This is a genomic window from Candidatus Thioglobus sp., from assembly GCA_028228555.1.
In the GTDB taxonomy this organism is placed as follows: domain Bacteria; phylum Pseudomonadota; class Gammaproteobacteria; order PS1; family Pseudothioglobaceae; genus Thioglobus_A.
Genome location: JAOJBP010000008.1, coordinates 1 through 12680, shown reverse-complemented (window position 1 = coordinate 12680; position 12680 = coordinate 1). Strand labels below are relative to the sequence as shown.

The window sequence follows — 12680 nt, the reverse complement described above, 5'->3', positions numbered from 1 at the left end:
ATTGTTACTAACGCATGGTAACAAGTTCTTCTGCACTAGAGGGGTGGATTGCTACTGTATCATCCAACTGTTTCTTGGTCGCCCCCATCTTAATAGCAACGGCAAAACCTTGTAGCATTTCATCAGCACCATGACCCATAATATGACAGCCAACTACTTTTTCATCGTCACCTTCACAGACTAATTTCAAAGCAGTGGTTGTTTTATGATCAAGCAGAGCGTCAGCCATTGGTGTAAATTCTGATTTGTAAACTTTGACTTTGTCAAATTTTTCATTTGCTTGTATTTCAGTTAAGCCAATCGTACCGATTGGTGGGTGTGAAAAAACCACCGTTGCAATATTATCATAATTAAGATGACGATTGGTCATGCCGTTATATAAACGATCAGACAGTCTTCTTCCAGCAGCAATAGCTACAGGCGTAAGAGGTGCGCGACCTGTTGCATCACCAAGTGCAAAGATATGTTTAATGTTAGTTGTTTGGAATTTATCAGTAGGAATAAAGCCTCGTTGATCAGATTCAACACCTGCATTTTCCAGCCCTAAATGTTGAGTCAATGGGTTTCGACCCACTGCCCAAATAATAACATCAAAGCCAGAGTAATCACCTTTGTTGGTATGTATGGTTTTATCTTTTGAAATTTTGTCAATTTGAGTGTTATGATGAAGCTTAATACCGTGATTTGTATAATCCTTATCTAGCGCATCTTGAATCATTGGATCAAAGCCGCTAAGTAACTTAGCAGATCTGCCAAATATTTCTACCGACGAACCAAGTGCATTTAACACACCTGCTAGCTCAACTCCAATATAGCCACCACCAATTACAGCAGCTTTTTTAGGTAACTCATCTAGCTCAAAGAATCCATCTGAAGTGATGCCATATTTTGCACCTTCAACATGAGGCACAGCAGGCTCACCACCCGGTGAAAGTACGATTGTATCAGCGCTATACTCTACACCATTAACTATGATTGTATTTTGGTCAATTAATTTACCAAATCCGTGAATATAGTCAATACCTAATTCTTCTAAGTAGCCATCATACCAAGTAGTGATACCTTTAATATAATTATCTCGACCCTCTTTTAGAGTTTTCCAAGAGAAGTTTTTAATTTCAACATCAAAGCCAAAGCCTTTGGCGCTATTAATTTGTGTGGCAGTGTTAGCTGCAAACCACATGACTTTTTTCGGTACACAACCCACATTGACACAAGTGCCACCAATGGTTTTAACTTCAATGACAGCGCATTTCTTACCGTATTCTGCAGCTCTTTCTACTGCTGATAAGCCGCCAGATCCAGCACCAATTGCAATCATGTCATAATGTGTTGTTTTATTTGTCATTGTATTCTCCGTATAACTAATGAGTCTTGCTTTTCAGTTGTTTAGTAGCCTGCTTTAAGACTGGCTACAATAAATTTGTCTAAATTCCCATCAAGTACATCACCAGTGTTGCTTGACTCCACCCCAGTTCGTAAATCTTTAATGCGAGATTGATCAAGTACATAAGAGCGAATTTGATGACCCCAGCCGATATCAGATTTGGCGTCTTCCAGCTCTTGATTTTCACTATTACGCTTTTGCATTTCAAGCTCGTAAAGCTTTGATTTTAACTGCTTCATGGCTTGATCTTTATTGGCATGTTGGGATCTGCCATCTTGACATTGAACCACTGTGTTAGTGGGTAGATGAGTGATGCGTACTGCTGAATCAGTTTTGTTAACATGCTGACCACCTGCACCACTAGCGCGATAAGTGTCAATACGAATGTCTGTTTTGTTGATGTCAATATCTATATTATCATCAACTTCTGGCGAGACAAACACAGAGCAAAAGGATGTATGGCGTTTACCATTAGCATTAAAAGGTGATTTTCTAACCAATCGATGAATTCCAATTTCACTTCTTAACCAGCCATACGCATATTCACCATCAAAATGTATGGTGGCAGATTTTATGCCCGCCACTTCACCGGCAGAAGCTTCCATAAGTTTAACTTTAAAATTATGTTTATCACCCCAGCGTAAATACATGCGTAATACCATTTCTGCCCAATCTTGGGCTTCTGTCCCGCCTGAGCCTGACTGAATATCAAGATAGGCTGAATTAGGATCTAAGTCTCCGTTAAACATGCGTTCAAACTCTAATTTAGCAATAGATGACTCGATAACTTCTAAATCATCTTTGACTCCAACAGCAGTCTGTTCATCATTTTCTGCCTGTGCCATGTCGAGCAATTCCACTGCATCTGCTAAAATATTTTCAGCTCGCTCAAATGTTTGACAAATATTTTCTAGCTTTATCTTTTCTTGACTTAATAGTTGAGCTTCATCTGGATTCGACCATATTTCAGGATTTTCCATTTCGAGTAAAACCTCTTCTAAGCGACCTTGTTTTTCTTCCAACTCAAGATGCGTCGACAATAAACTTGAACGCTCAAGTAAGTCATTAATTTTTTGATAAGTAGGTGATAGCTCCATGATCTTGATTTTACTATTGAGTGGACATAAAAAAAGCCCCAAAAGGGGCTTTTGTGAAAATAATTTAAATTATTTTCTCAGGCCTAAGCGTGAAATCAAATCAGAGTATGCATCCACGTTTGAACCCTTAAGGTAAGCTAGTAATTTTTTACGTTGAGAAACCAAGTTCAAAAGACCTCTTCTAGAGTGGTGATCTTTTTTATGCGTTTGGAAATGCTCAGTTAAATGTTTAATGCGAGCTGTTAATAAAGCGACTTGTACGTTTGTAGAGCCGGTATCTCCATCAGTAGATTGGTATTCTTTGATAATTGCTTGTGTATCAATTGGCATAATAAATAATTCTGAAACTTAAAATAATAAAGGGTTAATTATACGCTAATTTGAATAATTGTTCTAATATTTAGACAAATAAGTTAATAAAAATCGCTCTCGCCTTCAGGACGCGTTTTGAATCGTTTATGTGTCCATAAGTATTGTTCAGGGTATTTTAAAATTTGCGATTCGATTATCTGATTAGTTATAGTGGCACTAATGATAGCATCAGCATTAGGATAATTATCAATAGGTGCTTCAAAGTTCATACTATAGCCTGACTCTATGCGATTAAAGAAAAAAGGTATTACAACAGTATTTTCGTTTTTAGCAAGACGAGCTGTAGCAGAGACCGTGGCAGTTTGAATACCAAAAAAAGGCGCGAATACGCATTTTTCGACGCCTAAGTCTTGATCAGGCGCATACCAAATGGGTAATTTATTTTTAATAGCATTAAGTAAGGATTTAATATCTTTAGCTTTAATCATAGTTGCACCATGATTTTCATAAACTTCACGCATGGTTGTATCAAATAAGAGATTATTTTGAGGACGGTAAATATTAGCGATATGATGCTTTAGTAAAAGCGCACGACCTCCGAGCATTAATGGCATAAAGTGTGCTGATAATAAAATAACACTTTGCTTGTTTTCAATAGCCTGCGTTAAATGATGCTCATTACGAATGCTAAGCATAGATTTGATTTTGTTATCTGTTGCAAAATAGGCATTAGCAGTTTCAAAAATTGAGATGCCTAAGGCCTCAAAATTTTGTTTAACGAGTGTCTCGACTTCAGATTTATTTTTATTAGGGAAACAGCGAGATATATTAATAAAAGCAATTTTTCTATGACGACTAAAAAGTCGATATAAAGTCATACCCATTAGTTTTCCAATCATTACTTGAATATTAAAAGGTAATTTAGCGCCCAGCTTCATAAGGCCGATTAGTAGCCAAGTTGGTAGAAATTTAGGATGATAAAATTTTCGATTATTCATTAAAATACGGTTTATGCCTTATATTAGTCAAAGCTTTATTGACGAACTCCCCAATCAAGTCGACATTGTTGATTTGATCAATAAACGCGTGCCACTTAAAAAATCTGGCAGTGATTATCGCGCACCTTGTCCATTTCACGGGGGTAAAAATAGCAACTTTTCAGTCAATGCCCACAAGCAATTTTATCATTGTTTTAAGTGTGGTGAGAGTGGCGGTGCTATTAGTTTTATTCAAAAATTTGACAACTTGAATTTTGTTGAAGCAATTGAAACAATTGCCAGTGAATGCGGACTAGCTATTGAATATGATTCCAATTCTAAACCTGTTGATCCGAGATTTGAGCGCTATCGATTATTATCTAAGAAAGTGGGTGGCTTTTATACAGCCCAATTACGCAATTCACCAGCCAAAGATAAAGCGGTTCAATATGCAAAAGCTAGAGGTATTAGTGGTACCATTGCCAAACGCTTCGAGTTGGGCTTTGCAACACCGAGCAATAAAGATTTACTTGTGCACTGTGAAAACAATGAACAAGAAGTTGCTGATTTAAAAACACTTGGACTGGTCAAAGAAGGTCAATACGGAGATTATGATTTTTTTCGTGATCGTCTTATGTTTCCCATTCATAACACTAAAGGTAATATTATCGCTTTTGGTGGTAGGGCATTTGAGAAAGACGTAAAGGCTAAATACTTAAACTCTTCTGAAAGTGTTATTTTTTCTAAATCAAAAGAATTGTACGGCATATATCATGCACGCAAGTATTCCAGGTCAATGGATTATATGCTTGTAGTGGAAGGCTATATGGACGTTGTGGCACTTCACCAGGCAGGCATCACCAAGGTAGTTGCTACGCTGGGTACAGCGACCAGCCCAGAACATCTGAAAATATTAATACGAACCAGTAATGTTGTTGTTTTTTGTTTTGATGGAGACGATGCAGGTCGCGCAGCGGCTTGGAAAGCCTTAAAGATTACTTTATCCGTGATTAAAGCGGGTGCAATATTTAAGTTCTTATTCCTACCCGATGGAGAGGATCCTGATTCATTAGTAAAAAAAGAGTCGGCCAAAGCTTTTGAAGAGCGAATTTCTAAAGCGCAGCCTTTGTCTCAATTTTTATTTGAGCATCTTAAGGCAGAAGTTGATTTTGATACCATTGAAGGTAAGACCTTATTTTTAGAAAAAGCAACAGCCTTAATAAAATCAGTTAATTACGAAGTATTTCAACAGCAATTACTAGAAGGGTTAGCCCAGGTAGTGGATCAAAGTATTGATCAGGTTCGTTCAATTGCAGACCAGCAAAAACCCCAAGCGCAAGAACCAATCCAAGTTTATACGGAGATGGATACGGAATACGAAATCCCTAATGAAATAGATCTGTCTAGTTTTTCAGGCTATGCAGAGCAGTCGCCAGCCCAATATAAGCCTATAGTCAAAAAGACCAATACAAAGGTATTGATGTCAAAGATGATAGCTTTATTATTAAATTATCCTACGTTAGCAGAGTCAACCATTGAGGTTAGAGTTCGTGCTATTGAAAATTCACAAGTGCTATTAGAACTTGTTAGATCTGCACAAATGGATGAGAATATTTCTCAATCAGAATTAATTAAGCCTTTTCAAGATAAGCAAGGAATTTTTAAACGATTGAATCAGTTATGTGTTCTTGAGCCTCACTTAAGTGAAGTTCAAGCTCGAGAAGAGTTTTTGTCTATTCTAACCAGCATAGAAAACCAACAAAAGGCTGAACATATAAAAGCTTCCATTCATCATGCCCATACCTTGGAAGAACAACAACAAATTATGCAAGGCATTCTTAAAGGCAAGCGAAAGGCTTAGTTATCTTAGGCTCATCCTAATTGATTTGTCATTAGTTAAAATGTGCTTCATAGTTTCATTAAATACGATAGCAGCAGAGTTGGAACCTTGGCAATTTCTTTTGATTTGTTTCTTGCCTTTCGAATAACACTTTTTAGGATGATCCAATCTGACTAGCATAATATATTTCGGATCTTTAACAGGTGCAAAACCTGCAAAGAAAGTCCGTTGAGCGCCATTCTTATCATAAGAGCCATTGATACTCATCTCCGCTGTACCTGTTTTACCTGCAATGCTATAACCCTTAATGCTTGACCAATAGCCTGAGCCATCATTAGAAGCAACGCTATCTAGTAATTCTGCTATTTTATCAGTTGATTTTTTATTAAAAATTTGCACTTTTTCTTCATCATAAAACATATTTTTAATAAGTTTTAAATTAGGCATTGCTCCATCATTAGCAAAAACAAGATAAGCCCTAGCAAGTTGCGCGAGATTTGTATTCATTGGTCCGTATCCAAAAGAAAGGGTGCGTTTATCCATTAAGCCCCAAGATGAATAATGCCTTAATGATCCTGAATTTTCAATACTAGGAATTAAGCCCAAAGGCTGGCTAAATCCAAGTTTACTCCAAGTATTGTACATATCTTGTTTGCTGAGTCGCTCAGAGACGTTAACGGTGCCTAAATTATGAGATTTTTGTAGTATTTTTTTAACTGTAATCGCATCACCATATTTTATAACCTCTCGATTCGTTTTAAGATGCCCGATTGATTTACTAACATCTATCAGCTCGTCATCTTCAGCACTAATTTTTTTTTGATCAAGTGCTAAAAGCATAGTAAATGGCTTCATGGTCGAGCCAGGCTCTACTTTATCTGACAAAACACGATTACGATAATGCCCAGGGTTGTATAAACTTTTATCATTAGGATCATCTGCAGGGTAATTAACCATGGCCAGCACTTCACCATTTGGCGCCAAAATAATAGCTGAACCTGAATCGGCCTCATGTTTTAAAACAGAGGTTTTAATAGCTGCATAAGCGTGATACTGAATATCTGTATCAATGGTGAGCTCAATATTATGACCATGAGTGAGTTCAGACTGCACCTGTGGATTGAAATAAGCCTTATCAGCATTATGGGTAAAATTTAAATGATTTTTACCATTAACACCTGCTAGTATATTTTCAAACTCTGCCTCAATGCCAGAGCCACCTTTATTTTCTGAGTTAACACGTCCTAAAAGAGGCGCCATCGAGGCTGACTTAGGGTAATACCTTTGAGTGTCTTGTCTTAATACGACAGCTTGCCCAATTCGCTTATTTGAACAGCTGTCAATTATAATTTTTGTACCTTTAACTGATTGCCATTGAATGGCATTAAGTGCTTTATCAAGTAGACTGATTTTGGCATGAGTCGGTTTTTTCTTGCAAATTTTTGTTTTTTGTTTTTTAAAGGCAATCAAATTTTTAAGAATTGGATCGGTGAGAGTAAGGTTTTTTTTAATGGGTAAATAACGTGATTTTATTGCTCTTTTTCTTTCAAGTAATACGCTTAATTTCTCCTCATTCATGTCCAATGCTGCTGCCAGTCCTGGAATGAATTCTGGATCAATCAGCATAGGATCTAGGATAACTCGTTTAAGCAGTCTAGAGCTGGCCAATATATTGCCATTTCTATCTAGAATGTCTCCTCGTCTTGCAGTATTAGTCTGTACTTTATTAGCTTGATTATGCGCGCGCTCTTGAACAGATGGCCCTAATTGATTTGTATTTGAAATCGAAATTGCTTGATAAGAGAAAAGTCCAAATAACGCAACAAATACAAATTTTACAAAACCTTGTCGACGCCAATATCCCTGTACTTTTTCAACACCAGGGATGAGTTTAAATAAAGAAAACTTCATAACGCTAGATTGCCTTTATACCATCGACCAAAATCTTTTTTCTGCGCTTCTTTCATGCCCAGCGAGTTAATCGCATGTACTTTAATTTCATTACCACTCATGATTTGAGAGTGCTCACTAAGTAGCTGCTTATTAAGCGCCATCGCTTGATAATACTCACTATTTGTTTGATTAATTTGCTTGTAAAGTGTATAAGTTTGATGATGCCAGATAATGCTTAATAGACTCAGAGTAATAATACCAATGAGTATTATTAAGTTAAATTGAGTCTTGCTAATGTATGAAGGCAGCATTAGGTTTTAGCAGCCACTCTTAGAATGGCGCTGCGTGAGCGTTTATTATGTGTTACTTCATCTTTACTGGCAAACTGCTTACCTAAATCTTTAAAAGGCATTTTTTCTAAAGCCTGATCAAAAATTGGCAAACCTTTTGGCAATGTTTTTTGTCGTGAATTTTTCTGAATAAATCTTTTAACAATTCTATCTTCAATAGAGTGAAAACTAATAATAGATAACCGACCATTGCAAGTCAACATTTGCTTGGACTGCTCTAATGTTTCTGTGAGTTGTTTTAACTCTTCATTGATAAATATACGAATAGCTTGAAAAGTTCGAGTGGCAGGGTGTTTTTTCTTTTGACCTCTAACCACTTCACTAACAATATTTGCTAGCTGTAAAGTGGTCTCTAGTGGCTGTTCTAGTTGAAATTTTTTGATACGACTGGCAATATGACGAGATTTTTTCTCATCTCCAAATTGGTAAATAACATTAGCAATTTCCTCCTCACCAGCTTGCGCTAACCACTGCGCTGCACTTAATCCTGTGGTTTGATTCATGCGCATATCAAGAGGACCTTCGTTATTAAAACTAAACCCTCGTTCTGCATTATCAAGTTGCGGCGAAGAAACACCCAAATCCATCAAAATACCGTTAATTTTTCCAGTAAGACCCATGCCTTCAATTACTGTATGCATTTGTGCAAATGAACTGTGGATTAGGTTTAAACGAGCGTCGACAAAGGTTTCTTTGGCGTAATTAATAGCGCTAATATCTTGATCAAAAGCAATCAGTTGAGCATTATCACCTACACGATCTAAAATGCCTTGTGAGTGTCCACCACGGCCAAAAGTAGCATCAATATAAATGCCATCTTCGATTAATTCGAGCGCTTTGATGGATTCATCAAACATAACTGATTGATGATGATTTGATGTCATAATGACAATTGGGATATTTCTATTGGTATGACTTCTTTTTTGCTTAACGCGTCTAAATTATTAAGTTGTTTATTCCAAGTTTCTTCATCCCATAATTCAAAATTATGACCCTGACCACTTAGGATAATTTTTTTACCTATGTTGGCATAATCTCTTAATGCGCCTGGAATTAATATACGAGCTGCTTTGTCTAACTCGCAATCTGTTGCATGCCCAATGAGTTTACGTTTTAAGCGTTTGGTATGAATATTCAAAGATGGCAATGCACTAACTTTTTCTTCTAGTGCTTGCCAATCTTTTAATGGGTATAACAATAAACAAGGATCATCAGGATGAATACTAAGCACCATCTGTCCGGCGCAAATACTATCGATCTGAACCTGATGACGCGTAGGGACTTTTATTCGCCCTTTTGCATCGACTGTTAAATTGTGCACACCTCTAAACATTTTTTAAAAGTGCTAAACAATAGTGGCAAGGCCTAATGAAAGGATAACTGCTGCTGATGCGTAGATAAATGTATGTAGTAAAGCTTCCATATTTCTCTCTCCCAAGTGTGTGATTAATTGCATTTTTTTATAACTCTCCTCAAGTAGTTATAAAAACATTTTATACCACTTTGTACCACTTTCAACCACTTTATTACAAATTTATTACTTTCTGTTGGATTAAAAAATTAGCAAAATATGAGAATGAGTACAAATACACTATTAACAAGGGCTGTAGAGTGATTATTAAGCATTAAAAAAGCCATTTTTTAGTTAAAAACCAAGGTTTTATAGTAAAAATAAGCCAATTGATGGCTAAAAGGATAGATAGAAGTAAAATCCAATAAAAATTTTAGATTTTTTGAAAATGAGGCTATTTATGGCTATCTTAAGGATAGTTTATTGATAATTTTGGCACTAATTTCTTCAATAGAAATTTGAGTAGTGTCTATAAATGGAATATTGTTTGAATGATAAAGATCTTCTGCGCGTTTCACTTCATTTTGACATTGTTTTAATGAAGCATAATTACTATTACTTCTTCGCTCATCTCTGATTTTTTGCAGGCGAATTGGGTTAATGGTTAGGCCAAATAGTTTGTGTTTGAATTGTTGCAAGCTTTCAGGCAGTTTTGTGTTTTCTAGATCTTGTTCGATGAGCGGGTAGTTTGCCGCATTGATACCATATTGTAATGCCATGAATAGGCAGCTAGGTGTTTTGCCAGAACGAGATACCCCAATCAAGATTAGATCAGCATTCTCATATGTTTTAGAGCCTAATCCGTCATCACTACCTAGTGCAAAATTAATACTACTCATTCTATTTGAGTAATTATTATTATGATTTACGCCATGAGATTTCCCAGCAGTATGTGAAGATTTTAGATCTAATGATCTCTCCATTTTTGAGATAAAAGTCTCAAAAAAATCAAAGAACACGCAATTACTCTTAGAAAGCATGGCTCTAAACTCGCTGTGAATTTGAGTGCTAAAAACTAATACTGGCTCACCTGCCTCTAAAGATGCGCTATTAACTTTCTTAACGGCATCATGAACTTTATCAAGTGTATCAATAAAAGACAGATGATTTTTAGTAAAATTTAAGCCTTCGAATTGGCTTAAAAGACTACTCCCTAAGGCTTCTGCTGTTATTCCTGTACGGTCAGAAATAAAGAAGACAACTCTATTTTTATTGTTTTGATTGACCAAGATGTGACCACGTTTTTATAACTGTATCGGGATTAAGCGAAATACTGCTGATTTTTTGCTCTAGTAACCATTGTGCAAATTCTGGATAATCAGAAGGGCCTTGTCCGCAAATACCAATGTATTTATTTTGTGCATGACAGGCCTTGATTGCCATAGAAATCATTTTCTTAACAGCAGGATCTTGCTCATCAAAGCCATCAGCAATAATGCCTGAATCACGATCCATGCCTAGGGTAAGTTGCGTCATGTCATTTGAGCCAATAGAAAATCCATCAAAATATTCTAAGAATTCATCTGCAAGTACAGCATTTGAAGGTATCTCGCACATCATAATTATTCGAAGACCGTTAACGCCGCGCTCCAATCCATTAACTTTTAAAAGTTCAATCACTTGCTTGGCTTCACTTAAAGTTCTGACAAACGGAATCATGATTTCTACATTGGTCAATCCCATTTTCTCTCTAACTTTTTTGAGCGCTTGACACTCGAGCTCAAAACAAGCTCTGAAATCTTGTGATAGGTATCGAGCTGTTCCTCGAAAGCCAATCATAGGGTTTTCTTCAGTAGGCTCATACCTTGTGCCTGCATAAAGGTTTGCATATTCGTTGGATTTAAAATCTGACATTCTGATAATAACTGGATTTTTAGAAAATGCAGCGGCAATAGTGGCAATTCCTTCGGTAAGTTTACTCACATAAAATTCAAGAGGAGAGCTGTAGCCCGCTGACCTATGTTTAATTTCTGCTTGCATATCTTCTGGCAATTGATCAAATTCTAACAAGGCTTTCGGGTGAATCCCAATAGTAGTGTTAATGATGAATTCTAATCGTGCCAAGCCAACACCCGAATTAGGAATGTTTGCAAAATCAAATGCTCGACTAGGGTTGCCAACATTCATCATGATTTTGGTTGGAATTTCAGGTAACGCATCAACAGATAATTTTGTATGCTCAAAGTCTAGTATGCCTTCATAAACATAACCCGTATCACCTTGTGCACAAGAGGCGGTAATAGGGGTTTGGTTGGTCAGTATTTCTGTTGCATTGCCAGTTCCTACAATGGCAGGCACGCCCAATTCTCGAGCAATAATAGCGGCATGACAAGTACGCCCGCCACGATTAGTAATAATAGCAGAGGCGCGTTTCATGACTGGCTCCCAATCTGGATCAGTCATATCTGTGACCAAAACATCACCTTCTTGGACTTGATCCATTTCAGAAATGTTGCTAATAACGCGAGCAGGGCCGTGTCCAATTTTTTGACCAATCGCTCTGCCTTCAATAAGCACATCTGACTTTTGCGTTAATTTATATCTATCAATTGTATTTGAATTATCTTCTCTACTTTTAACAGTCTCAGGTCGAGCTTGAACGATATAAAGTTTATTATTGTTACCATCAAGTGCCCATTCAATGTCCATGGGTCTTTGATAGTGCTGCTCAATAGTAATAGCGTAGCGTGCCAATTCTTGAATTTGATCATCGTTCAAACTAAATTGTTGCTGTTGGTCTTTATGGACTGATTCAATAGTGACAGTATTTTTTAGATCATCATGAGCATACGTCATTTTGATTTCTTTAGAGCCTAAAGTGCGACTAAGAATGGCCAATTTATTAGCTTGTAATGTTGGTTTATGTACATAAAATTCATCAGGATTAACTGAACCTTGAACAACAGTTTCTCCTAGTCCATAAGCAGAGGTGATAAATACAGTTTCATCAAATCCAGATTCTGTATCAATAGTAAACATAACACCACTAGCACCAATATCACTTCTAACCATTTGCTGAATGCCAGCAGATAGGGAGACCTCGGAGTGTTCAAAGCCTTGATGAACGCGATATGAAATTGCTCGATCGTTGTAAAGTGAGGCAAATACTTTTTTAATTGAGCTAAGTATGTCGTCGATACCATGAACATTGAGATAGGTTTCTTGTTGCCCAGCAAATGAAGCCTCAGGCAAGTCTTCTGCAGTTGCAGAAGACCGCACAGCAAATGTAGCTGTTTCTCCTAATTCTTTTTCAAGTTGCTGATAATTACTGACAATTTCATCATGTATTTCATCTGGAAAATGAGATTCTTGCACCCAATCTCTAATAGTAGATCCCACAGTTGTTAGTTCTTGGATGTTATTAGGATCTAAGTCTTTAAGCAGCTCATTAATTTTATTTTTTAGATTATTATGCTTGAGAAACATTTCAAACGCATGCGCAGTTGTTGCGAAACCACCAGGAACTCGAACAC

Annotated in this window: 11 protein-coding genes; 1 reads left to right on the top strand and 10 read right to left on the bottom strand. The window is 36.8% G+C overall.

Translation table 11 applies throughout. The annotated features are described in order from the left end of the window. Window positions 1-7: 7 nt before the first annotated feature. From gorA to N9Y32_05040, 4 genes are all read right to left on the bottom strand, one after another. The gene (gene gorA / locus N9Y32_05055) at window positions 8-1348 is read right to left on the bottom strand and encodes a glutathione-disulfide reductase (protein ID MDB2590381.1); all 1341 of its coding nucleotides are present in this window, start codon (window positions 1346-1348) and stop codon (window positions 8-10) included. A 41-nt stretch (window positions 1349-1389) separates the two neighbouring features. Further along, window positions 1390-2484: a peptide chain release factor 2 gene (prfB, locus tag N9Y32_05050; GenBank protein MDB2590380.1), complete on the bottom strand. Its 1095-nt coding sequence runs from the start codon at window positions 2482-2484 to the stop codon at window positions 1390-1392. A 69-nt stretch (window positions 2485-2553) separates the two neighbouring features. Then, window positions 2554-2814: a 30S ribosomal protein S15 gene (gene rpsO, locus N9Y32_05045; protein MDB2590379.1), complete on the bottom strand. Its 261-nt coding sequence runs from the start codon at window positions 2812-2814 to the stop codon at window positions 2554-2556. Window positions 2815-2897: 83 nt separating this feature from the next. Continuing rightward, on the bottom strand, window positions 2898-3794 hold the full coding sequence (locus N9Y32_05040) for a lipid A biosynthesis acyltransferase (protein MDB2590378.1): 897 nt from the start codon (window positions 3792-3794) through the stop codon (window positions 2898-2900). Between the two features lie 13 nt (window positions 3795-3807). On the opposite strand from N9Y32_05040, the gene dnaG reads away from it, so the two are divergent. After that, window positions 3808-5634 (top strand): DNA primase, encoded by a 1827-nt coding sequence (dnaG, locus tag N9Y32_05035; protein ID MDB2590377.1) that lies wholly within the window; start codon window positions 3808-3810, stop codon window positions 5632-5634. Here dnaG and N9Y32_05030 read toward each other — a convergent pair whose 3' ends face one another. From N9Y32_05030 to ppsA, 6 genes are all read right to left on the bottom strand, one after another. Beyond that, window positions 5635-7524, bottom strand: a complete 1890-nt coding sequence (locus N9Y32_05030) for a penicillin-binding protein 2 (protein MDB2590376.1) — start codon at window positions 7522-7524, stop codon at window positions 5635-5637. It lies immediately after the preceding gene. After that, complete coding sequence (locus N9Y32_05025) at window positions 7521-7817, bottom strand: hypothetical protein (GenBank protein MDB2590375.1); 297 nt, start codon at window positions 7815-7817, stop codon at window positions 7521-7523. The genes N9Y32_05030 and N9Y32_05025 overlap by 4 nt, the downstream gene beginning before the upstream one ends. Next, window positions 7817-8740, bottom strand: coding sequence for a 16S rRNA (cytosine(1402)-N(4))-methyltransferase RsmH (gene rsmH / locus N9Y32_05020; protein ID MDB2590374.1), 924 nt, complete (start codon window positions 8738-8740; stop codon window positions 7817-7819). The genes N9Y32_05025 and rsmH overlap by 1 nt, the downstream gene beginning before the upstream one ends. Then, complete coding sequence (gene mraZ / locus N9Y32_05015) at window positions 8737-9177, bottom strand: division/cell wall cluster transcriptional repressor MraZ (GenBank protein MDB2590373.1); 441 nt, start codon at window positions 9175-9177, stop codon at window positions 8737-8739. Before mraZ ends, rsmH begins: the two co-directional genes overlap by 4 nt. Before the next feature lie 434 nt (window positions 9178-9611). Then, entirely contained in the window at window positions 9612-10436 is an 825-nt protein-coding gene (locus tag N9Y32_05010; GenBank protein MDB2590372.1) for a kinase/pyrophosphorylase, read from the bottom strand. Further along, window positions 10417-12680 (bottom strand): phosphoenolpyruvate synthase (ppsA, locus tag N9Y32_05005; GenBank protein MDB2590371.1); only part of this gene is annotated, 2264 nt, incomplete at its 5' end. The genes N9Y32_05010 and ppsA, both read right to left, overlap by 20 nt.

Bases quoted from the DNA above. Each gene is read 5' to 3' on its own strand.
- gorA (MDB2590381.1), bottom strand. From the start codon at position 1,348: ATGACAAATAAAACAACACATTATGACATGATTGCAATTGGTGCTGGA.
- prfB (MDB2590380.1), bottom strand. From the start codon at position 2,484: ATGGAGCTATCACCTACTTATCAAAAAATTAATGACTTACTTGAGCGT.
- rpsO (MDB2590379.1), bottom strand. From the start codon at position 2,814: ATGCCAATTGATACACAAGCAATTATCAAAGAATACCAATCTACTGAT.
- N9Y32_05040 (MDB2590378.1), bottom strand. From the start codon at position 3,794: ATGAATAATCGAAAATTTTATCATCCTAAATTTCTACCAACTTGGCTA.
- dnaG (MDB2590377.1), top strand. From the start codon at position 3,808: ATGCCTTATATTAGTCAAAGCTTTATTGACGAACTCCCCAATCAAGTC.
- N9Y32_05030 (MDB2590376.1), bottom strand. From the start codon at position 7,524: ATGAAGTTTTCTTTATTTAAACTCATCCCTGGTGTTGAAAAAGTACAG.
- N9Y32_05025 (MDB2590375.1), bottom strand. From the start codon at position 7,817: ATGCTGCCTTCATACATTAGCAAGACTCAATTTAACTTAATAATACTC.
- rsmH (MDB2590374.1), bottom strand. From the start codon at position 8,740: ATGACATCAAATCATCATCAATCAGTTATGTTTGATGAATCCATCAAA.